The sequence below is a fragment of the Clostridioides sp. LIBA-7602 genome (genome assembly GCF_056688945.1).
In genome coordinates this window covers 3,974,027-3,997,401 of record NZ_CP196991.1, presented here as the reverse complement: position 1 = coordinate 3,997,401, position 23,375 = coordinate 3,974,027, and the positions used below count along the sequence as shown (strand labels likewise).

At 30.2% G+C, this 23,375-nt stretch carries 22 protein-coding genes, 1 rRNA gene and 1 riboswitch; all 23 genes read left to right on the top strand.

Annotation, left to right across the window (positions count from 1 at the left end; all coding sequences use genetic code 11):
- Positions 1-7 precede the first annotated feature (7 nt).
- The 23 genes from cobS to ACTG45_RS18400 all read left to right on the top strand — a co-directional run bounded on the left by cobS (position 8) and on the right by ACTG45_RS18400 (position 23,191).
- Positions 8-781 (top strand): adenosylcobinamide-GDP ribazoletransferase, encoded by a 774-nt coding sequence (gene cobS / locus ACTG45_RS18510; protein WP_479919555.1) that lies wholly within the window; start codon positions 8-10, stop codon positions 779-781.
- 20 nt (positions 782-801) lie between these two features.
- On the top strand, positions 802-1,416 hold the full coding sequence (locus ACTG45_RS18505) for a histidine phosphatase family protein (RefSeq protein WP_479919554.1): 615 nt from the start codon (positions 802-804) through the stop codon (positions 1,414-1,416).
- A gap of 55 nt (positions 1,417-1,471) precedes the next feature.
- A riboswitch (cobalamin riboswitch) is annotated at positions 1,472-1,650 on the top strand.
- A gap of 115 nt (positions 1,651-1,765) precedes the next feature.
- Positions 1,766-3,280 (top strand): cobyric acid synthase, encoded by a 1,515-nt coding sequence (locus ACTG45_RS18500; RefSeq protein ID WP_479919553.1) that lies wholly within the window; start codon positions 1,766-1,768, stop codon positions 3,278-3,280.
- Between the two features lie 39 nt (positions 3,281-3,319).
- A complete protein-coding gene (locus ACTG45_RS18495; RefSeq protein WP_021386354.1) occupies positions 3,320-4,696 on the top strand; it encodes a cobyrinic acid a,c-diamide synthase CobB in 1,377 nt (458 codons plus the stop codon).
- Positions 4,697-5,668, top strand: coding sequence for an adenosylcobinamide-phosphate synthase CbiB (cbiB, locus tag ACTG45_RS18490; RefSeq protein ID WP_021386358.1), 972 nt, complete (start codon positions 4,697-4,699; stop codon positions 5,666-5,668).
- 31 nt (positions 5,669-5,699) lie between these two features.
- A complete protein-coding gene (locus ACTG45_RS18485) occupies positions 5,700-6,770 on the top strand; it encodes a pyridoxal phosphate-dependent aminotransferase (RefSeq protein WP_021386349.1) in 1,071 nt (356 codons plus the stop codon).
- Position 6,771: 1 nt separating this feature from the next.
- Positions 6,772-7,659: a GHMP family kinase ATP-binding protein gene (locus tag ACTG45_RS18480; RefSeq protein WP_021386346.1), complete on the top strand. Its 888-nt coding sequence runs from the start codon at positions 6,772-6,774 to the stop codon at positions 7,657-7,659.
- Positions 7,647-8,279 (top strand): cobalt-precorrin-8 methylmutase, encoded by a 633-nt coding sequence (locus ACTG45_RS18475; RefSeq protein WP_021386364.1) that lies wholly within the window; start codon positions 7,647-7,649, stop codon positions 8,277-8,279. Before ACTG45_RS18480 ends, ACTG45_RS18475 begins: the two co-directional genes overlap by 13 nt.
- 8 nt (positions 8,280-8,287) lie before the next feature.
- The gene (cbiD, locus tag ACTG45_RS18470; RefSeq protein WP_479919552.1) at positions 8,288-9,514 is read left to right on the top strand and encodes a cobalt-precorrin-5B (C(1))-methyltransferase CbiD; all 1,227 of its coding nucleotides are present in this window, start codon (positions 8,288-8,290) and stop codon (positions 9,512-9,514) included.
- On the top strand, positions 9,511-10,119 hold the full coding sequence (locus tag ACTG45_RS18465; protein ID WP_021386351.1) for a cobalt-precorrin-7 (C(5))-methyltransferase: 609 nt from the start codon (positions 9,511-9,513) through the stop codon (positions 10,117-10,119). Before cbiD ends, ACTG45_RS18465 begins: the two co-directional genes overlap by 4 nt.
- A complete protein-coding gene (locus ACTG45_RS18460; RefSeq protein WP_021386341.1) occupies positions 10,109-10,684 on the top strand; it encodes a decarboxylating cobalt-precorrin-6B (C(15))-methyltransferase in 576 nt (191 codons plus the stop codon). Before ACTG45_RS18465 ends, ACTG45_RS18460 begins: the two co-directional genes overlap by 11 nt.
- Positions 10,677-11,429: a cobalt-precorrin-4 methyltransferase gene (locus tag ACTG45_RS18455; RefSeq protein WP_021386369.1), complete on the top strand. Its 753-nt coding sequence runs from the start codon at positions 10,677-10,679 to the stop codon at positions 11,427-11,429. The genes ACTG45_RS18460 and ACTG45_RS18455 overlap by 8 nt, the downstream gene beginning before the upstream one ends.
- Positions 11,413-11,619 carry a hypothetical protein gene (locus ACTG45_RS18450; protein WP_479919551.1) on the top strand — a complete coding sequence of 69 codons (207 nt, stop codon included), beginning with the start codon at positions 11,413-11,415 and terminating at the stop codon, positions 11,617-11,619. The genes ACTG45_RS18455 and ACTG45_RS18450 overlap by 17 nt, the downstream gene beginning before the upstream one ends.
- 619 nt (positions 11,620-12,238) lie before the next feature.
- Positions 12,239-13,348 carry an IS200/IS605 family element RNA-guided endonuclease TnpB gene (gene tnpB, locus ACTG45_RS18445; protein ID WP_479919550.1) on the top strand — a complete coding sequence of 370 codons (1,110 nt, stop codon included), beginning with the start codon at positions 12,239-12,241 and terminating at the stop codon, positions 13,346-13,348.
- 129 nt (positions 13,349-13,477) lie between these two features.
- The gene (cbiG, locus tag ACTG45_RS18440; protein ID WP_479920304.1) at positions 13,478-14,392 is read left to right on the top strand and encodes a cobalt-precorrin 5A hydrolase; all 915 of its coding nucleotides are present in this window, start codon (positions 13,478-13,480) and stop codon (positions 14,390-14,392) included.
- On the top strand, positions 14,389-15,114 hold the full coding sequence (gene cobJ / locus ACTG45_RS18435) for a precorrin-3B C(17)-methyltransferase (protein WP_169470255.1): 726 nt from the start codon (positions 14,389-14,391) through the stop codon (positions 15,112-15,114). The genes cbiG and cobJ overlap by 4 nt, the downstream gene beginning before the upstream one ends.
- Entirely contained in the window at positions 15,111-15,860 is a 750-nt protein-coding gene (cobK, locus tag ACTG45_RS18430; RefSeq protein ID WP_021386350.1) for a precorrin-6A reductase, read from the top strand. The genes cobJ and cobK overlap by 4 nt, the downstream gene beginning before the upstream one ends.
- A gap of 19 nt (positions 15,861-15,879) precedes the next feature.
- On the top strand, positions 15,880-17,358 hold the full coding sequence (locus tag ACTG45_RS18425) for a cobalt-factor II C(20)-methyltransferase (protein WP_021386359.1): 1,479 nt from the start codon (positions 15,880-15,882) through the stop codon (positions 17,356-17,358).
- Positions 17,359-17,388: 30 nt separating this feature from the next.
- The gene (gene hemC, locus ACTG45_RS18420) at positions 17,389-18,294 is read left to right on the top strand and encodes a hydroxymethylbilane synthase (RefSeq protein ID WP_021386352.1); all 906 of its coding nucleotides are present in this window, start codon (positions 17,389-17,391) and stop codon (positions 18,292-18,294) included.
- The gene (gene cobA / locus ACTG45_RS18415) at positions 18,284-19,783 is read left to right on the top strand and encodes a uroporphyrinogen-III C-methyltransferase (RefSeq protein WP_021386366.1); all 1,500 of its coding nucleotides are present in this window, start codon (positions 18,284-18,286) and stop codon (positions 19,781-19,783) included. Before hemC ends, cobA begins: the two co-directional genes overlap by 11 nt.
- A gap of 15 nt (positions 19,784-19,798) precedes the next feature.
- Positions 19,799-20,764, top strand: coding sequence for a porphobilinogen synthase (gene hemB / locus ACTG45_RS18410; protein ID WP_021386360.1), 966 nt, complete (start codon positions 19,799-19,801; stop codon positions 20,762-20,764).
- Between the two features lie 152 nt (positions 20,765-20,916).
- Positions 20,917-21,495, top strand: a complete 579-nt coding sequence (locus ACTG45_RS18405) for a precorrin-2 dehydrogenase/sirohydrochlorin ferrochelatase family protein (RefSeq protein ID WP_021386343.1) — start codon at positions 20,917-20,919, stop codon at positions 21,493-21,495.
- 193 nt (positions 21,496-21,688) lie between these two features.
- Positions 21,689-23,191 (top strand): 16S ribosomal RNA (locus ACTG45_RS18400).
- The last annotated feature ends 184 nt before the right edge of the window (positions 23,192-23,375 follow it).

Genomic DNA, 23,375 nt, shown 5'->3' with positions numbered 1-23,375 from the left:
TGTATCTATGAAAAGATTTATTTTAATACTACAGTTTTTAACAAGGATACCTATAAAATTAAATGTAGGATTTGATGATGAATTTTATAAATCAATAGTATATTTTCCACTTGTAGGTTTTGTCATTGGCATATTAACCTACTTAGTAGGATGGATTTCTATACTATTATTTGAGCCATTTATAGCTTCTATAATAATAACTTTAGCTGGTGTTTTAATTACTGGAGGTCTCCATATAGATGGATTAGGAGATACATTTGATGCAATATACAGTTATAGAGATAAAGAAAAAATGCTTGAAATAATGAAAGATTCAAGATTGGGCACAAATTCACTTTTAGCAATTATGTTTGTACTTTTATTAAAGGTTGGATTCATATACAATATAATAAGTAATAACTCATTATGGATTATAATATTTATGCCAATGATTGCAAGATTAGGAGTAATGTTATTGACATATAAAACTGTGACACCAAGAGAAAAAGGAATGGGAAATTTATTTATAGGTAAATTGACTACAAGTATGTTAATGACAGCTATAATATACACATTTTTAATAGTTATTCTTATTACTAAATTTATATTATTATTACCTAATATAGTGTTGATTAAAATATTAGGTTCAGCTATAGTAGTTTTTATATTTATAATATTATTCAAAAAACATATTTATAAAAAGATTGATGGAGTAACAGGAGATATATTAGGTTGTGGAATAGAACTTTCAGAACTTTTATATTTGATTTATATATATTTGTTAATTTTTATGTTTTTTTAAAACTAAAAAGTGGTGATAATATGATAAGATTAATATTAATAAGACATGCATTGACAAATGATAATAAAAAAGGAAGATTATCAGGTCACATAAATAGTTGTATTAGTGAAGAAGGTAAATTGCAAATAAATAAAATTACTAAATATCTAAGTCATGAAAATATAGACAGAATTTACACGACGCCATCTTCACGTACTAAGGATACAATAGAAAAAATATCAAGATTAAAGTTAATAGAAATAGAAGAAAAAGAAACTCTAAGAGAAATTAGTTTTGGAGACTTTGAAGGAATAACTTTTGAGGAAATTAAAGTCAAATATCCCAAAGAATTCGAAAAAATGATAGAAGAAGGTAACAACTATAGATATCCAAGTGGAGAAAGTCTTATAGACTCTTATAAAAGAGTGGCAAAAGAGATTGATAATATAATTTTAGAAAATGATAGTCATTCAGATATAAAAACAATACTTATATGTTCTCATGCAGGAACAATAAGAAATATAATAACACATTTGATTTCTGGTAGTTATAAATATCATTGGAACTTTAAAATTGATAATGCGTCTATTACGGTTTTAGAAGTTAATAGTGGATTTACTGTAGTAGATAAAATGAATTTTACAGATTTTATATAATTTAATTGAAATTAAGTATTATAATATATGTCTGTAAGAATATCAATGAAAATAGAATATTAGATTAAAATTAGGTTCTTAATTATATGTTAAAAGGGAAAAAGGTTAGATGCCTTTGCAGCCCCCGCTACTGTGAAACCAACGAAACTATAAATACCACTGTCAATTTGATGGGAAGGTTATAGAAGTAGGATGAAGTTAAGCCAGGATACCTGCCTAATTTAATTTAAAACAAGAGGTCTTCGGGGTGAAAGATTTTTAATTAATACGTATAAAAGTCCTATCTTTAGAAGCATTAGGACTTTTTTTATTTGTCTTTTAGTAAATTTTAACAAGGAGGGGTTAGAAAGTGGGGAAAAAAATAATGCTACAAGGAACAGCATCGAATGTAGGTAAAAGTATCTTAGTAGCAGGGCTGTGTAGAATATTTAAACAAGATGGTTATACTGTTGCTCCTTTTAAATCTCAGAATATGGCTTTAAATTCTTTTATAACTAAAGAAGGATTAGAAATGGGAAGAGCACAAGTGTTTCAAGCAGAAGCGGCGAAAATAGAGCCAATAGCTGATATGAATCCAGTTTTATTAAAACCTTCTGGAAATAACAAAAGTCAAGTTATTGTAAGAGGGAAGGTTATAGGGGAAATGCCATCTTCTCAATATCATGATTATAAACTGGAATTGGTAGATGTATTGAAGGATACCTTTGATAGTTTAAATTCAATCTATGATATTGTGGTTATGGAAGGTGCAGGTAGTAATGCAGAGATAAATTTAAAAGATAGAGATATCTCTAATATGGGTATGGCAGAAATAGCGGATGCACCTGTAATAATAGTTGGAGATATTGATAGAGGTGGAGTATTTGCATCACTGGTAGGAACAATGCTTTTATTAAGTGAAGATGAGAAAAAAAGAGTAAAAGGAGTAATAATTAATAAATTTAGAGGCAAAAAAGAGCTTTTACAAGATGGAGTAAAGATGTTAGAGGACATCATAAAAGTACCAGTTATAGGTGTAGTTCCTTATACAGATATAAAAATAGAAGATGAAGATAGTGTGACTACTAGATTCAAGAAAAAAATGAATAAAAGCGATATACACATAGAAATAATTAGAACTCCACATATGTCTAACTTTACAGACTTCAATATATTTGAGACGCAAGAAGATGTAAGTATTAGGTATGTAGATTATGGGGAATCTTTAGGAAATCCCGATATGGTAATAATACCTGGAACTAAAAGTACTATAGATGATTTAACATATATAAGAAAAAGTGGTCTTGAGTCACAAATTAAAAATTTATATAGTCAGGGTAAATTGATATTTGGTATATGTGGTGGATATCAAATGCTAGGTAAAAAATTAAAAGACCCTTACCATGTTGAAAGTGAAATTGAAGAAGTTGATGGTATAGGTCTCTTAGATACAGAAACAATATTTGAGAAAGAAAAAACTACAACACAGGTAGAAGCTACTATTGTTGAATGTACTGGTGAATATATGAATGGCCTTAAAGGTAAGAAAGTCAAAGGTTATGAAATCCATATGGGTATTACAAATCGAGGTAATGGTGTAAGAAGCTTGGACCTGATAACAAAAAAACTGGATGAAGAAGTGAATTATACTGAAGGAAGCATAAATAAAGATGGGAATGTAATCGGAACTTATCTTCATGGAATTTTCGATGAAATAAGTTTTACAAGGAAAATTTTAAATAATATAAGAATGAAAAAAGGTCTACAAGAATTAGAAAGCAAGGTAAACTCTTTTGATGAATTTAAAGATAAAGAATATGATAAATTGGCTGATTTTTTGAGAGAGCATTTAGATATAGAAAAAATATATGAGATTATGAAATAATAATGATTCTGTATTTATAATTTAGGTAGGAGGTGTATTATGAAAAAAATTTTAATTGCAGGTACTAGTAGTGGAGTAGGTAAGACGACAATATCATTAGGGATAATGCAAGCTTTAGTCAAGAGAAATATGAAAGTACAGCCATATAAAGTAGGGCCAGATTATATAGACCCTTCATACCACACTTTTATAACTGGAAGACATTCCAGAAATCTAGATTCTTATATGTTAGATGACGAAAAAATAAAGTATATAGTAAATAAGTCCTCAAAGGATGCAGAGATTTCAGTAATAGAAGGTGTTATGGGGTTGTATGATGGTTTTGGAATAGATTTAGATAACTGTACAAGTTCACATACTTCGAAAGTGTTAAAATCACCTGTTATATTAGTTATAAATGGAAAATCTATGGCAGCATCTAGTGCTGCTATGGTACTAGGATATAAGGAATTAGATAAAGATGTAAATATAAAAGGTGTCATAGTAAATAATGTTAAGACTAATAGCCATTATCAAATAATTAAGAGTTCTATAGAGAAATATTGTAATGTTGAAGTATTGGGATATTTTCCTCCAAATAATAAATTTTCTTTAGAATCTAGACATTTAGGATTGGTTCCTAGTGTAGAGATGAAATCTCTAAGAGAAAAATTTTATACTTTAGCTGATGAAATTGAAAGTTATATAGATATTGATAGAATAATCGAAATCTCGGAAAGTGATGAGTTTGAGAGTGATTTCGATTTTCAAACTTTGATAGAAAATAATGGAATAAAAAAGCATGTTAATAATAAATCAATAGCTATAGCATATGATAAGGCATTCAATTTTTATTATAGAGAAAATATAGAGCTTTTAGAAGAACTTGGATTAGAAGTAAATTATTTTAGTCCTCTTGAAGATACATCAGTGCCAACTTCAGATTATATTTATATTGGAGGAGGTTTTCCAGAAATATTTGGAAAAGAACTAGAAGCAAATGAGTCAATGAGAACCTCTATATTAGAAGCACATAATAACAATATACCTATTTATGCAGAATGTGGAGGACTGATGTACCTAGGTGAGAAACTATTGAATCAAGAAGAACAAGAATTTAATATGGTTGGTATATTTAGTGGAATTAGTAAGATGACATCTTCTTTAAAGAGATTTGGATACTGTATTGGTGTAGCTAAAGAAAATACTCTTTTATCTAAAAAGGGAGAGACGATTAAAGGACATGAGTTTCATCATTCAATATTTGAGAGTGATGAGAAGTGTGCATATTCGATGAAAAAAGAAAGAGATGGAAATATAGTAGAAGAATGGGATGGTGGTTATAGTAAAGGAAACACTTTAGCTACATATCTTCATACTCATTTTTATAATAATTTAAATTGTATAGAAAATTTTTTGAATAAAGGAAATAAGTAAATGAATATTTTATCTATTTATATAGGGTATGTGACAGATTTAATTGTAGGAGACCCATATTCTTTTCCTCATCCAGTGAGGTTTATTGGTAAGCTTATAAATTTTACTCAAGGTATAATAAGGAAGGTCTCTAAGAGTGATAAACAATTAAAATTTGGCGGATTTATATTATGGTTTATAACTGTTGGAATAACGTATTTAATAACCTATGCTATAGTGAAGTTATTTAGTTTTAATGTATTTTTGAGTGTTGTAGTAAATAGTTTTCTAATTTATACAACACTAGCTACAAAATGTTTAAAAGATGAAGCATTAAAAATTTATAATGTATTAAAAACTGGAGATATAGAGAAATCTAGAACTCAGTTATCTTATATAGTGGGTAGAGATACTACTAATTTAAGTGAGTCTGAGATAATAAGGGCGACTGTAGAAACTGTTGCAGAAAATACTGTAGATGGTATAATTGCACCTATGTTTTATGCATTTATTGGAGGAGCACCACTTGCTATGGCGTATAAAGCTATAAATACATTAGATTCAACTGTTGGATATAAAAATGAGAAATATAAAGATATTGGTTTTGCTTCTGCTAAGATTGATGATATAGCCAATTATATACCAGCTAGAATATCTGTTATTCTTATGACAATTGGCAGTTTCTTTTTACGTTACAACTATAGAAATTGTTTTAAAATATCCATTAGAGATAGAAAGAATCATAAAAGTCCAAATTGTGCTTTTTCAGAGGGGGCAGTGTCTGGTGCTTTAGGAATACAACTGGGAGGTACCAATTTTTATTTTGGAGAAAAAGTATATAAGCCAACAATAGGGGATAAGCTTAGGGAGATAGATAAAGAGGATATAATTAAAACGAATAAAATTATGTATGCATCTTCCTTTGTATCTATATTAGTATTTACACTAGTATATATGTTATGTAGGGCGATTTTAATTAACTTAATTATATAAATTATGGTTTGCTAACTTAAGGGGGACATAGATGAAGGATTTAGGGCATGGTGCCAATGTAGATGAAATGGCAAAATTATATGGGAAAGACCCAAAAGAAATAATAGATTTTAGTTCAAATATAAATCCAAATGTATTACCAAATTTAGAAAGATACATTTTAAGAGGATTAAAAGAGTGTAGGAATTATCCAGATATAAACTATACAAACTTGAGAGGAAATATATCAAAATATATAGATATAAATCCAAACTTTATAATACCTGGAAATGGTGCTACAGAAGTGATTTATTTGCTTATGAGGAGTATTAAAAAAAGATTAGCTATAATAAATCCTACATTTTCAGAATATAGAAGAAGTGCTAAGTTAAACAATCTAGATATTATAGAATTAGAGTTAGATTCGGAAAATAATTTTAAACTTGATATAGATATAATAAAAAAGAACATTGAAAAATTTGACAGCTTATTTATATGTAATCCTAATAATCCTAGTGGGAATGTTCAAGACTTAAAGGAACTTGTTTACTTATTAGGTCAACACGAAAAGCTATTAATAGTTGATGAAACTTTTATGGAATTTGTTGAAGATGAAAATGAGTATAGCTTAGTAAAATATATAGAATCAAATAAAAACATATTCATCATTAAAGCTGTGACTAAGTTTTTTGGTATGCCTGGCTTAAGGTTAGGATATGGTATTACAAGTAATACTAACATTATGGACAAAATTTATGAATACAAAGAGCCATGGACTATAAATTCTTTTGCAGACATACTATCTGATTTTATTTTTGAAGATAAAGAGTATATTAGAAAGAGTAAAGAATATTACATAAAAGAAAGAAAATACATGTTACAAGAGTTGAGAAACGTAAAAAATATAAAAGTCTATGATACAGATGCTAATTTTATTTTGATAAAAATTTATAAAAAAACATCTAGAGAATTGAAAAAAGATTTGTTTAAGCAAGGAAATCTATTGGTTAGAGATGCATCTAACTTTGTAGGATTAGATGATAGTTTTATAAGAGTAGCTATAAAATCTCATGAGGATAATAAAATTCTTATAGAAAATATAAAAAGTTTATTGGGTGATTAAAATGAAATCTTATGGAATATGCCCAGCATCTTGTGGAGAGTTTGTACAAGGGATAATTGATGATGAAGAATATTTATGCTCATATGCAATAGATATGTATTCCAAAGTGTATATTGAAGAAAAATTAGTAGATATAAATTTAGGTAGATATAAGTCAAGATTGGCAATTGAGAAGGTATTTGAAAAGTTTAATTTGCCTAAAAAAGATACTAAAAATATTTCTTTGAATATAGATAGTAAAATACCTATTGGAAAAGGGATGGCAAGTTCGACTGCCGATATAGGAGCTACTATAAAGGCAACATTATCATTGATAGATAAAGACTTGAGTAGTGAAGAGATTTGTAAATTAGCAGCAGAAATAGAGCCAACAGATTCTATATTTATAGACAAAAATAGCATATTTAATCCTCTAAATGGAACTGTTATAAAATACCTAGGAAATATAAGTAATGCAAAAGTTATAATACTTGAGCCCAATAAAGTACTAGATACTATGAAAATTAGGCTGAGGAAAGATTATAATACCTTAAAAATAGAAAATAGGGAAATCATAAAAAAGTCATTTACTCTTTTAGAAGAAGGATTGAAAAATGATAACTTATCTCTAGTTGGAGAGGCTTGTACTTTGAGTAGTTTAGCAAATGAAAATATAGAAAAAAAAGAGTACTTAAATGAAATCATAAAAATAGCTGAAAAATGTGGAGCATATGGAGTAAACATTGCTCACAGTGGTACAGTAATAGGTATTTTAATTGATAGGTTTATGGATGATAAAAATATAATAAATGTTTTATGTGAATCTAATATAAATTCTGTTTATAATAAGATTTATACATTGAACATAATAAATGGAGGAATTAAGGGGGAAATAGAATGCAATACATAAAGAATCCTATGAAAATAGAAGAAAAAAGTTTTGAATTAATACAAGAGATAATAGATGAGATTAGACCAGATTATAGATTTAAGAATACTATCGAAGAAAAAATAATAAAGAGAGCTATACATACTACTGCAGATTTTGATTACTTAGACATATTAAAAATATCAGAAGAAGCAGTAGATAGTATAATAGATGCATTAAAAAATAATGCGAGTATTTATACTGATACAAATATGGCTCTTAGTGGGATAAATAAAAGAAAGCTAGAAGCATTAGGATGTAAATATAAATGTTTAGTAGCAGACGAAGAAACTGCAAAATTAGCTAAAGAGAAAGGGATTACTCGTTCCATGGCAGCAGTAGAGATTGCAGCTAAAGAAGATGGAAGAAAGATATTTGTTTTAGGAAATGCACCAACAGCTTTATATAAAGTTATGGAGATGAAATCAGAAGGAAGATTAGATTTAGATGCAGTTATAGGTGTTCCTGTAGGTTTTGTAGGGGCACAAGAATCAAAAGACGAAGTTGAAAAAACAGATATACCATATATAATTTCTAAAGGCAGAAAAGGTGGTAGTAATTTAGCAGCAGCAATAGTAAATGCTATATTATATACTATGTAGGTATGTGTATGGAAGAATATGTGTATATAGATGGTAAAAAATATCGAAGAGGATATACTACAGGTTCATGTGCAACAGGTGCATCTAAGGCTGCTGTGTACATGTTGATGACAAAAAATAAGATTGATACTATAAATATAGATACCCCTAAAGGGATACCACTATCATTAAAGGTCGATAATGTAAATATTTCTAATTCTTTTGTGGAGTGCTCCATAAAAAAAGATGGTGGAGATGACATCGATGCAACTCATACTATGGATATTTATGCAAGAGCTGAAATTGTATCCAAAAACGATGAGGACAAAGAGTATCTTACTTTATATGATATCGGTAGTGTAAGTACTAATAGTGAGAGTCAAAGTGATTTACATAAATTTATTAGAGTTTATGGTGGGATTGGTATTGGGGTAGTAACCAAAAAAGGGCTTAGTGTAGATGTTGGTAAGCCAGCTATAAATCCTACTCCACTTAAAATGATAAACGAGGAAATAAGAAAGCTTGTAGGAAGTAATTTTGAATCTATACTTGGAGATAATAAAGTTTTAAAAATAACAATCTTTGCTCCACAAGGAGAAGCAGTAGCAAAGAAAACATTTAATCCAAGATTAGGCATAGTTGGAGGAATATCTATAATAGGTACAACTGGTATTGTTGAACCTATGAGTGATGAAGGATGGAAAAAATCTTTATCTATAGAACTTCAAATGAAAAAAGAACAAGGCTTAGATAAAATAATACTGGTTCCAGGAAATCATGGAGAACAGTTTATAAGAGATAAACTAAACTTAGATATTAAGTATGTAGTTAGAATGAGTAACTTTGTAGGCTATATGATTAAAGAAGCTCAAAGAATAGGATATAAAAAAATATTAATGGCTGGCCATATAGGTAAGTTTATAAAAGTATCTGCTGGTATCTTTAATACTCATAGTAAAGTAGCAGATGCTCGAAGTGAGATATTAGTGGCAAATTTAGCCTTAATGGGAGCTACATATGAATTTTTAAATAAAATAAATCAGTGCCTAACAGCTGAAGAAGCTGTAGATATAATAAATAATAGTGAATATAAACAGGTGTATAATATATTAAGTAATAAATGTAGAGATAGAGTAAAGCAATACTTAAATGAAGAGTCAGATGATATTGATGTGGAAGTGATGATATTTTCAATGGATAAGTCATTGTTAGGTAAATCGGATAATACAGATGCATTAGTGGAGGTCTTTATATGATAAACATAATAGGTCTAGGGCCTGGGAATTTGGACTATATAACAAAAAAAGGTGAAAACTTAATTTCCACTTCTGATGTATTAATTGGTGGTAAGAGGAATCTAGAATCTATAAAAAACTTCAAAGGAGAAAAAATAATCTTAGATTCTAATTTGAGAGAAATTATAGAGTACATAAATAATAATAAAGAAAAGCAAATATCAGTAATAGCTTCTGGCGACCCATTAATATATGGTATAGGTAGATATCTATCTAAGAATATTGACAACAAAATAATAAATATGGTTTCTGGAATTAGTTCATTACAATATATATTTTCAAAAATATACGTTGATATGAATGATGTATATATCACAAGTAGTCATGGTAAAGTACCAGATTTTGATTATATACTATCACATAAAAAAGTATGTATGGTTACAGACTCTAAGATAGGGCCAAAACAAATAAGTAAAGAAATAATGGATAGAAATCTAAATAAGATTATTGTTGTAGGAGAAAATTTGTCATATGAAAATGAAAAAATAACAATAGCAAAACCAGAAGATATAATAAGAATGGACAATTTCGAGATGAATGTTGTGGTGATTTTAGATGAAGAATAGTGAATTTATAACAGGGAAAGTTCCAATTACTAAAGAAGAAGTTAGAGCAATATCAATAAGTAAGTTGAATTTAGTTAATGCTAAAAACTTTATAGACATAGGGGCTGGTACAGGTAGTGTAAGTATTGAAGCAGCATATAATTATCCAAATTTAAATGTTATATCCATAGAAAAAAATGATGTTGCTATAGAGCTTATAGATAAAAACGTAAAAAAATTCAACTTAAAAAATATAGAAGTAATAAAAGGATATGCTCCAATCGATATAGGATTAAATACTCAGGTTGAGTCTATTTTCCTTGGTGGAACAGGAAATAATTTAGAAGAAATAATAGAATGGTCTAAAAAGAGTTTGGTTACAGGAGGAAGACTTGTAGCTAATTTTATAATAATAGATACTTTTAATCAAACTTTAAAACTACTAAAAAAATATGGATTTAAAGAAATAGATGTATGCGTTTTGAATGTTTCTAAACTAGAGAAACTAGGAAAAGGTGAATACTTTAAACCACTAAATCCTATATATATAATATCTTGTGAAAAAGGGGAAAATGATTATGAATAAAGTACATTTTGTAGGAGCAGGACCTGGAGATAAAGAATTAATAACACTAAAAGGATACAAATTATTAAGTAATGCAGATGTAGTAATATATGCAGGTTCTCTTGTTAATCCTGAACTTCTGGAATATTGTAAAGAAGATTGCCAAATACATAATAGTGCACATATGGATTTACAAGAGATAATAGATGTAATGAGAGAAGGTATAGAAAATAATAAGTCTGTTGTAAGATTGCAAACAGGTGATTTTTCTATATATGGTTCAATTAGAGAGCAAGTGGAGGATTTAAATAAATTGAATATAGACTATGATTGCACTCCAGGAGTAAGTTCTTTTTTAGGAGCAGCTTCATCTTTAGGTGTTGAATATACAGTTCCAGAAATTTCTCAAAGTGTAATTATAACAAGAATGGAAGGAAGAACTCCAGTTCCAGAGAAAGAATCAATACAATCATATGCTAAGCATCAAACATCTATGGTAATATTTTTATCTGTTCAAGAAATTGAGAAAGTTGTGTCTAGATTACTGGAAGGTGGATATCCAAAAGATACCCCTATAGCAGTTATATATAAAGCAACTTGGGCAGATGAAAAAATAGTTAAAGGAACTTTAAGTGACATAGCTGTAAAAGTTAAAGAAAATAATATAAACAAAACTGCTTTAATAATGGTTGGAAGATTCTTAGGAGAAGAATATAATAACTCAAAGTTATATGACAAGGATTTTAAACATGAGTATAGAGGGTAATATTGCTATAATCTGTATCACAGAAAATGGTAAGAATCTAGCTATAAAGATAAAATCTTTAGTAAGTAACTGTGTTATATATCAAATAAAAAATAAAAAAAGTGATCTAAATGTTCAAGAAACATGTGTACATATAGTTCAAAAGAAATTAAGTGATTTTGTGGGAGAAGTATTTAATAAATTTGATTAAAAAATAGCTACGCACACTTGTGACTTTAGTCATGAGTTAGTAGCTAAAGTAGTCAGCGTATAGGGAAACTTATATGTAGAGATAGGATAGAACCTATCCAATACTACTTGAATTGCTGGAAACCCCTAAAGCTAACCAAACTAAAACATAAGGATGAAATAAACCTAAGTGTGAAAGTTACGAAAGTAGAAAAAATTGGTTAGATGGTATAAGGTTAAACCCTAAGTACTTTAAAATGGGCAATCAGCAGGTAAGCTCCAAATAGGAGAAACTTCAACGACTATTCCTCTTGAGGGAAGTACACTACAAGTTATCGGTAGTGGAAGTGGGTAGACCTTAACGGATAATGCCGAAGGATAAGATATAGTCTGTGCTTGCATGAAAGTGTAAGAAGTTCATAAGAGAACTGCATAGGTAGTAGCGAACTTATGTGAACGACAACTTCAAAAATGATAAAAGTTAGGACTTACGGTTCTTACATATGTTATTTAAAAATAGATATAAAACCTTCGAAATAATTGTTTTAAATAATTACGTTTGTTAATATTATAATGGGTGATGAAAAATAGAAGTTACTCAGATATGTATATTAATAATCATAAAAAACAATTAAAGTGAGGTGATAGTAGTGGAAAAAGCTTATAAGTTTAGAATGTATCCAAATAAAAAACAGCAAGAGTTAATTAACAAAACTTTTGGATGTTGTAGATTTGTATATAATAAGTATCTTTCTAAAAAAATAGAAGTTTATGAAAACAATAAAGAAACTTTTACTTATAAACAGTGCAGTTCTGATTTGACCAATTTAAAAAGAGAATTAGAGTGGCTTAAAGAACCTGACAAATTTTCACTACAAAACACCTTAAAAGATTTAGAAAACGCATATAAAAAATTCTTTAAAGAAAATGCAGGATTTCCTAAATTTAAATCAAAGAAAACTAACAGATTTTCATATAGAACTAACTTTACCAATGGAAATATTATGTACTTTAGTCAATATATAAAATTACCTAAACTTGGAATGGTTAAAGTAAGGGATAAACAAGTACCTCAAGGGAGAATACTTAATGCTACTGTATCCAAAGAACCAAGTGGTAAATATTATGTATCATTATGTTGTACTGATATAGATATTGAAGCATTTGAAAATACTAATAATCAGATAGGTTTAGATTTAGGAATTAAAGAATTTTGTATCTCAAGTTGTGGAGACTTTATAGAAAATCCTAAGTATCTTAAGAAGTCATTAAATAAACTTTCTAAATTACAAAGAAAACTATCGAGAAAAACAATTGGTAGTTTAAATAGAAATAAAGCAAGATTAAAAGTTGCAAGACTTCAAGAACATATAGCTAATCAAAGGAAGGATTTTCTACAAAAACTATCTACTAAATTAATACGAGAGAATGATATTATTTGCATAGAAGATTTACAAGTAAAGAATATGACTAGAAATAGTAAACTATCTCGCTTAATTTCTGATGTGTCATGGTCAGAATTTGTTCGTCAATTAGAATACAAGGCTAATTGGTATGGTAGACAAATTGTAAAGGTAGGTAAATTCTTTGCAAGTTCACAAATATGCAATAAATGTGGGTACAAAAACGAGGAAATGAAGAATTTAAATATAAGAGAATGGATTTGTCCTTGTTGTAATGAAACTCATGATAGAGATATAAATGCAAGTATAAATATATTAAAAGAAGGGTTAAGACTAATAACAGTTTAAAATAGATAACGTATGTAAGAACCGTAGGAACTACGGGGATAGCCTGTGGAGAGTTTGTAAGACATATTTTAGTATGCAAAATTCTATGAAGCAGGAACCCTATGACTTTAGTCATGGGAGGTTCAGTACATAGTATTTATAATGGCTACAGGTATAGTTGTACGAAGTATAGCACCATATATAGTGAGTAAATTTAGCGACCCAGCAATTTTAGTACTAGATGAAAAAGGCAAAAACGTAATAAGTTTATTGAGTGGGCATATTGGAGGAGCAAATAATTTAACACATTATATAAGTAATCTTATCGATGCTAACCCAGTAATAACAACAGCCACTGATGTAAATCAAAAAGCTTCCTTAGACATGATAGCAAAGAACCTAAATGCACACATTGATAACTTCAGAGAAAATGTAAAAGAAGTGAATTCTATGTTAGTTAATAATAAAGGTGTTGGCTTATATGTTGATGAAGGGTATCAAGTTGATACTAGAGGATTTAAGTTTATAGAAAACATTGATGAATTAAAAGAGAGTTTCTTAGATAAGTACATAGAAAAAGTGGTTATAATAAGCCATAAAATAAATTGTATTAGAGATGTTGAAAATTTAAATACAGATAATGAGTTTGAGAATGGTTATATTAATGAAAAAATAATAAGAGTAATTCCAAAAGATATAGTAATAGGAATTGGTTGTAGGAGAAATACAGATAGTGAGTTAATGTATAACTCGCTTGTAGAATTTCTTAATAAACAAAATATAGATATAAGAGCAATAAATATGATTGGAAGTATAGAGCTGAAAAAAGATGAGAAGGCAATCATTGATTTATCAAAAGTACTACAAATACAATTTAAAACATTTTCAATAGATGAAATATCAAAGGTGGATAATTTATTTGATAAATCCGATTTTGTTAAAAAAAATGTGGGAGTGTATTCAGTAGCAGAGCCTGTAGCATATCTTTTGAGCAAAGGTAATTTAATAGTTGAAAAACATAAATATAAAGGAATAACTTTTTCAGTGGGGAGAATAAAAATATGATATACGTTGTAGGAATTGGTCCAGGAAGCAAAGATACCATGACTTTAGAAGCAATAAAAGCAATTGAAGATTCTGAGGCTATTGTTGGATATAAAACTTATATAAATTTAATAGAAGAATTTATACAAAATAAAGAAATAATTCAAAATGGTATGAGACAAGAAGTTGACAGATGTAAACAAGCAGTAGAAGAAGCTAAAAAAGGAAAAAAGGTAGCAGTTGTAAGTAGTGGAGATGCTGGAATATATGGAATGGCAGGACTTATCTTAGAATTAATATCTAAAGAAAAAGAAGATATAAAAGTAAAAGTGATTCCAGGTGTTACTGCAAGTATTGGTGCAGCAGCGATACTTGGAGCTCCTATTATGCATGATTTTTGTCATATAAGTTTAAGTGATTTAATGACTCCATGGGAAGTAATTGAAAAAAGGTTGAAATTAGCTGCTGAAGCTGACTTTGTAATTTGTTTATATAATCCAAGAAGTAAAGGAAGAAGTGAGCATTTAAGTAAAGCATTTAAAATAATGGGTGAATTTAAAAGTGGGAATACGCCTGTTGGAGTGGTTAAAGATGTAGGCAGAGAAAAGGAAGAAAAATTTGTATGTACTTTTGAAAATATGGATTTTGAAAAAGTCGATATGACTACAATGGTTATAATTGGAAATAAATCTACTTATATTGATGGTGAGTTGATGATAACTCCAAGAGGCTATACAGTATGATTTTGATTTTAGGAGGAACTTCAGATAGCTTATCTATATGTGATAAGATAAATGAACTAAAGCAACCATATATCCTTTCAGTGACCACAGATTATGGAAAGGAACTTGCACAACGACATACAAAAAATGTAATTTTAGGGAAACTCGGAAAAGAGGAAATGCTAAAATTTATAAAAGATAACCATATAGTAAAAATAATAGATGCAACTCATCCTTATGCAGTTGAAGTATCTAAAAATGCTATGTATTGTGCAAAACTATCAAATATAGAATATATAAGATTTGAGAGAAAATCTCTAATTGAAAAAATAGATTATGATAATAAGTTTATAGTAAATACAATTGAAGAAGCCTGTGAAATAGCAAATAAAATAGGAAAAAATATATTCATAGGAACAGGAAGTAAAAATTTGAATAGATTTGTAGAAGAAATAAATGATAAAAACTTAGTAGTTAGAGTTCTTCCAACTAGTGAAGTTATACTAAGTTGTGAAAAATTAGGTTTAAACGCAGACAATATAGTAGCTATGAAAGGGCCGTTTAGCCAGTGTATAAACGAAGAAACTTATAAACATTATGACATAGACTTAGTTATAACAAAAGAAAGTGGAATAGCAGGTGGTTTCTTAGAAAAAGTAAATGCATGTAAAAGTTTCAATATACCAGTGATAATTATTAAGAGAGAATCAATTAACTATGAAAATGTAATTAATGATATAAACAAAATTAAAGACATACTTGTATAATTTTTTAGGAGGAGAACATATGAAGAAGGCCTTATTAGTAGTGAGTTTTGGTACAAGCTATAATGAAACGAGAGAAAAGACAATAGATATATGTGAAAATAAAATAAAAAATTCATTAAAAAATTACGATTTTTTTAGAGCCTATACATCAAATATGATAATAAATAAAATAAGAAAAAGAGATGGAATAGAGATAGACAATCCAATACAAGCTTTAGATAAAATATATGAACAAGGATATGATGAAGTAATAATTCAAACTCTTCATATTATATGTGGAGAAGAATTTAACAAGTTAAAAGAACAAGTGGAAAGCTACTCATCTAAATTTAAAAAGATTGTATTAGGTAGACCCTTACTTACGCATATTGAGGACTATCAAGAATCTGTAGAGGCAATTAAGCATCAAATCCCTCATATGGAAAATGATGAAGCAGTAGTATTCATGGGTCATGGAACTATTCATGAGTCACATTCGGCATATCCAGCATTAGAGTATATGCTTAGAGATAATGGAGTAAATGCTTATGTTGGTACAGTTGAAGGTTATCCAGAAATAGAACATGTAATAAGAAGATTAAAAGAAGGAAATATAAAAACTGTAAATCTAATGCCATTTATGTTAGTTGCAGGTGACCATGCTATAAATGATATGGCAGGAGATGAAGAAGATTCTTGGAAAACAATCTTAGAAGAGAATGGGTTTAATGTAAATATACATTTAAAAGGCTTAGGTGAAAATCCTTATATACAAGATAAGTTTGTTCGTCATGCGACTAAATGTGCAGAAAATGTTAAATTTTATGGTATAGGAGCAGGGCCAGGAGATAGTTCTTTACTTACAATGAAGGCAGTTAGCACATTAAAGAAACTAGATATTTTATATACTCCAGAATCAAAAAAAGGTGGAGATAGCTTAGCTTTATCAATAGTTAAAGAATACTTAAATGAATCAATAGAGATAAAATCTAGACATTTTCCAATGTGTTTTGATGGAAATGAAAAGAATATAGCATGGGACAATGTAGCTGAAGAGATTGCTGCAGATGTTAAGAATGGAAAAAATGTAGGGTTTGTAACATTAGGGGACCCTATGATTTATAGCACATATGTGTACATAATGGAGAGAATATCAGATGAGATAGAGGTCGAGACTATACCAGGGATTTCATCATTTTCTAATATAGCATCTAATCAAAATTTCCCACTAGTTATGGATAAGGAAGCCTTAGTAATAGTTCCTTGTACTATGGAAGGTGATAAAATAGAACTTGCTTTACAAAATTATAACTCAATAGTATTGATGAAAGTTTATAAGAATTTTAAAGAAATAATAAAGAAACTAGAAAAATATAATCTAATAGAACATGCTATTTTAGTAAGTAATTCGTCTCAAGAAGGTGAAACTGTATTTAAAGATTTACGAGAGGCACATCTTGAAGATAAGATATCTTATTTTTCTACAATACTAGTAAATAAAGAGAACAAAATAAAATAGATAAAGGTAACATTTTAAAGGAGATTTAGTATGAATATCGTGGTTGGAACTAGGGGTAGTAATCTAGCACTTATACAAACAGAATGGGTAATTAATGAACTAAAAAAGAAGTATCCAAATATTAATTTTGAGATTAAAGTTATAAAGACAAAAGGGGACTTGATTCAAAATGTTTCCCTAGATAAAATAGGCGATAAAGGATTGTTTGTTAAAGAAATAGAGCAACAACTATTGGATGGAAAAATAGATATAGCAGTACATAGTATGAAGGATATGCCCTCTTATTTAGCAGATGGACTAAAATTTGCTCATACACCTAAGAGAGAAGACCCAAGAGATATTCTAATACTTAGAGAAGGATATAAAAACTTAGACGATTTACCTCATGGAGCAGTAATAGGAACAGGAAGTAAAAGAAGAAAATTTCAATTATTAAAGCAAAGACCTGACCTAAATATAGTACAAGTTAGAGGTAATGTGGAAACTAGAATACGAAAAATAAAAGATGAAAATATGCATGGGATTGTGTTAGCTGCATCAGGAATAATAAGAGCAAATTTACAAGAAAAAATAAGTTCTTATTTACCTGTTGATGTTGTTATACCAGCACCTGCTCAAGGAGCTTTGGCTATAGAAATAAGAAGTAATGATAGTAATATAGAAGAAATAGTAAATTCACTAAAAGATGAAAATACAGAAATCCAAATATTAGCTGAGAGAGGTTTTTTGGATGGTGTTAATGGAAGTTGTCATATTCCAATGGCAGCTTATTGTGAAATAATCCAAGATAAGATACATCTTACTGGTCTATATGGAGATTCAGAAGGGACTAAAGTAGTAATTAAGTCTATAGATGGAGATATTTCTTCCCCTAGAGAGTTAGGTTTAAAGTTAGCTAAACTTGTGTTGAAGGAGTATGAGAATTATGAAGGGTAAGGTTTACTTAGTAGGAGCAGGACCAGGAGATTATAAACTCATGACTTTAAAAGGCCTAGAGTGTATAAGAAAATCAGATGTAATAGTATATGATAGATTAGCAAATAGTAGTTACTTAAGAGAGGCTAGGCCTGATTGTGAACTTATATATGTAGGAAAGGCATCAAGTAATCATATTTTGCCACAGGAAGATATAAATAGAATTATAGCAGAGAAAGCTAAAGAAGGAAAATATGTGACTCGTCTTAAGGGTGGAGACCCTTATGTATTTGGTAGAGGAGGCGAAGAAGCAGAGACTTTAGTAGATGAAGGTATAGAATTTGAAGTAGTTCCAGGAATAACTTCTGCTATAGGAGGCTTATGTTATGCTGGTATACCTATAACGCATAGAGAACATGCTTCATCTTTTCATGTAATAACAGGTCACTTGAAAGGTGATGATAGTGGAGAATTAAATTGGAATGCTCTTGCAAACAATAAAGGTACTCTTGTGTTTTTAATGGGAATATCAAACTTAAAGAAAATAAGTGAAAACTTAATGAAAGAGGGAAAAGATAAAGATACACCAGTTGCTCTTATAAGTTGGGCAACTAGGTACAATCAAAGAGTTGTTACATCTACACTTGAGAATGTTTATGAAACTGCTATTAAAGAAGAAGTAAAGCCACCAACCCTTATAGTAGTTGGAAGCGTTGTAGGTCTTAGAGAAAAGTTGAATTTCTTTGAGAATAAGCCTTTATTTGGAAAAAGTATTGCTGTAACTAGGTCTAGAAATCAAAATAGTGTATTGGTGGAAAAAATAATGGATTTAGGTGGAAATCCAGTTGAAATACCTACTATAAAGATAGAAAAGATACAAAATAATATTAAGTTAGAAAACGAAATAAAAAATATAAACAAATATAATTATCTAATATTAACTAGTAAAAATGCTGTAGAAATCTTTTTTGAAAAGATATATGAAATGAATTTTGATTTAAGAATATTATCTAATTTAAAAATATGTGCTATAGGCTCTGCTACATCAAATGAATTGAAAAAAAGAGGAATTATAGCTGATATAGTACCTAAAAAATTTGTAGCAGAATCACTATATGAAGAGCTAATGCCTATTTTGAAAAGTAGTGATAATATACTTATACCAAGAGCAGAAAATGCTAGAGACTATCTAGTTGACAAGCTTAAGGATATTTGTGAAGTAACAGAAGTACATACATATAGAACAGTAATAGATGAAGGTAAAAAAGATGAGATATTAGATATTTTAAATTCTAAAGATATAGATTATATAACTTTTACTAGTTCTTCAACAGTAAATAATCTTGTTCAAATTATAGGAAAAGAAAATATTAAAATATTAGACAAAATAAAAACGCTATCCATAGGACCTATAACTACAGAGACAATAAATAGTTTGGGAATAAAGCTATATAAAGAAGCTACTAAATCTACTATAGATTCATTAATAGATTTAATCATAAAAAATTAATTTTGGAGGATTACTATGTTAAGAAGACCAAGAAGACTAAGAGCAAGTAAAGCAATAAGAAATTTAGTAAGAGAAACTAAAGTGAATGTAGAAGATTTGATATACCCGCTGTTTGTAGTAGAGGGAGAAAATATTAAAGAAGAAATTAAATCTTTACCAGATGTTTATCATTTATCTATAGATAAGTTAGAAGAAGAAATAAAAGAAATAAGTGAGTTAGGAATTGAACATATAATGTTATTTGGAGTGCCAGATGAAAAAGATGAGTGTGCTTCACAAGCATTTAATGATAATGGAATAGTTCAAAAGGCAATTAGAAAAGTTAAAGAGATAAATCCAGATATGAATGTAATAACAGATGTCTGTATGTGTCAATATACAAGTCATGGACATTGTGGAATTTTAACTGATACTGGCTATGTTGATAATGATAAATCATTAGAGTATTTAGCTAAAATATCTGTAAGTCATGCTAAAGCTGGAGCAGATATGGTAGCTCCATCTGATATGATGGATGGAAGAATACAAGCGATAAGAGAAGCTTTAGATGAAAATGGGTTAGAGAATATAGGAATAATGGCTTACAGTGTTAAATACGCTTCAAATTTCTATGGACCTTTTAGAGAAGCAGCTCATTCAGCACCATCTTTTGGTGATAGAAAAACATATCAAATGGACCCAGCAAATAGCAATGAAGCTATAATAGAAACTGAGCTTGATATATTAGAAGGTGCAGACATACTTATGGTTAAACCTGCATTATCATATTTAGATATCATAAGAAGAGTTAAAGACAATTTTGATTTACCTCTAGCAGCTTATAATGTAAGTGGAGAATACTCTATGCTTAAGTATGCTGTAAAAGAAGGTTTATTAAATGAAGATGTAATTCTTGAATCAATTACATCTATAAAAAGAGCAGGAGCAGATATAATAATAACTTATTTTGCTAAAGATATTGCTAAGTTGTTGCAAAAATAAATTTTATAAAGAAAAAGAATCTTAGAAAGTATAGAAATTATAATTAGATATTTTAGCATGTTTTTATTTAGAAATTTATTAAATAAGAATAGATACTAATTTATAATTTCTATACTTTATTTATGTAATTAAATAAACTTTGGAGGTATAAAATGCTATATCCTATTAATTTAAAATTAGATGATTTAGATGTAGTTATAATTGGTGGAGGAGAAGTTGCATATAGAAAATGTAAGAATTTTTTAAACTTTAATAAGAGTGTTACTATAGTTTCTAAACAACTTTCAAATAGGTTTTATGATTTAGAAGGAGATATAAGGATAATAAAAGATGATTATAAAGAAATGTATATAGAAAATGCTTCTGTAATAATTGCTGCAACAAATAATAGGGAATTGAATATGGAAATAGGATTATATTGTAGAACAAAAAAGAAGTTAGTAAATGTTGTTGATAATGTAGAGGTATCAAATTTTACTGTCCCATCATATATAAAAAGAGGTGATTTGCTTATAAGTATGTCTACTGGGGGTAAGAGCCCTTCACTATCATCAAAGATAAAAAAGGAGCTTGAAGAGATATATACTGAAGATTATGAGGAATATTTAAATGTATTAGGTGATATTAGAAAAAAAGTTATAGAAAAATATGAAGATAAAATCAAAAGAAAAGATATGCTTAATATGTTGATAACACTCGATTTAGAAGAGTTAAAGAAACTTGATATATGAAAAATAAAATAAAAAATTTTAAAAAGGTGTTGACGGATTATTTTTAAGGTGATATAGTATTACTTGTCCTTAAGAAAAGGGCAAACATGAAAAATGAACTTTGAAAATTAAACAGTAGGTTAATTTATAAAACAAGAAACAAACCATAAAGCCAGATATTTTGATAACAATAGTATCTGAGCCTGATAAACTTTTATTTGAGAGTTTGATCCTGGCTCAGGATGAACGCTGGCGGCGTGCCTAACACATGCAAGTTGAGCGATTTACTTCGGTAAAGAGCGGCGGACGGGTGAGTAACGCGTGGGTAACCTACCCTGTACACACGGATAACATACCGAAAGGTATGCTAATACGGGATAACATATTTGAGAGGCATCTCTCAAATATCAAAGGTGAGCCAGTACAGGATGGACCCGCGTCTGATTAGCTAGTTGGTAAGGTAACGGCTTACCAAGGCGACGATCAGTAGCCGACCTGAGAGGGTGATCGGCCACATTGGAACTGAGACACGGTCCAAACTCCTACGGGAGGCAGCAGTGGGGAATATTGCACAATGGGCGAAAGCCTGATGCAGCAACGCCGCGTGAGTGATGAAGGCCTTCGGGTCGTAAAACTCTGTCCTCAAGGAAGATAATGACGGTACTTGAGGAGGAAGCCCCGGCTAACTACGTGCCAGCAGCCGCGGTAATACGTAGGGGGCTAGCGTTATCCGGATTTACTGGGCGTAAAGGGTGCGTAGGCGGTCTTTCAAGTCAGGAGTGAAAGGCTACGGCTCAACCGTAGTAAGCTCTTGAAACTGGGAGACTTGAGTGCAGGAGAGGAGAGTGGAATTCCTAGTGTAGCGGTGAAATGCGTAGATATTAGGAGGAACACCAGTTGCGAAGGCGGCTCTCTGGACTGTAACTGACGCTGAGGCACGAAAGCGTGGGGAGCAAACAGGATTAGATACCCTGGTAGTCCACGCTGTAAACGATGAGTACTAGGTGTCGGGGGTTACCCCCCTCGGTGCCGCAGCTAACGCATTAAGTACTCCGCCTGGGAAGTACGCTCGCAAGAGTGAAACTCAAAGGAATTGACGGGGACCCGCACAAGTAGCGGAGCATGTGGTTTAATTCGAAGCAACGCGAAGAACCTTACCTAAGCTTGACATCCCAATGACATCTACTTAATCGGAGACTTCCCTTCGGGGACATTGGTGACAGGTGGTGCATGGTTGTCGTCAGCTCGTGTCGTGAGATGTTGGGTTAAGTCCCGCAACGAGCGCAACCCTTGTCTTTAGTTGCCATCATTAAGTTGGGCACTCTAGAGAGACTGCCAGGGATAACCTGGAGGAAGGTGGGGATGACGTCAAATCATCATGCCCCTTATGCTTAGGGCTACACACGTGCTACAATGGGTAGTACAGAGGGTTGCCAAGCCGTAAGGTGGAGCTAATCCCTTAAAGCTACTCTCAGTTCGGATTGTAGGCTGAAACTCGCCTACATGAAGCTGGAGTTACTAGTAATCGCAGATCAGAATGCTGCGGTGAATGCGTTCCCGGGTCTTGTACACACCGCCCGTCACACCACGGGAGTTGGAGACGCCCGAAGCCGATTATCTAACCTTTTGGAAGAAGTCGTCGAAGGTGGAATCAATAACTGGGGTGAAGTCGTAACAAGGTAGCCGTATCGGAAGGTGCGGCTGGATCACCTCCTTTCTAAGGAGAATTACCTACTGTTTAATTTTGAGGGTTCGTTTTTACGAATACTCAAAATTAGCACTTTAAGCAACAGAATAAACTGAACGAATGTGAAGTTTGTTTGTTGGCGCTGTGCGTTAGCACTTTAAGCAACAGAATAAACTAAGCGCATGCGAAGTTTGTTTGTTGGCGACGTGCGTTA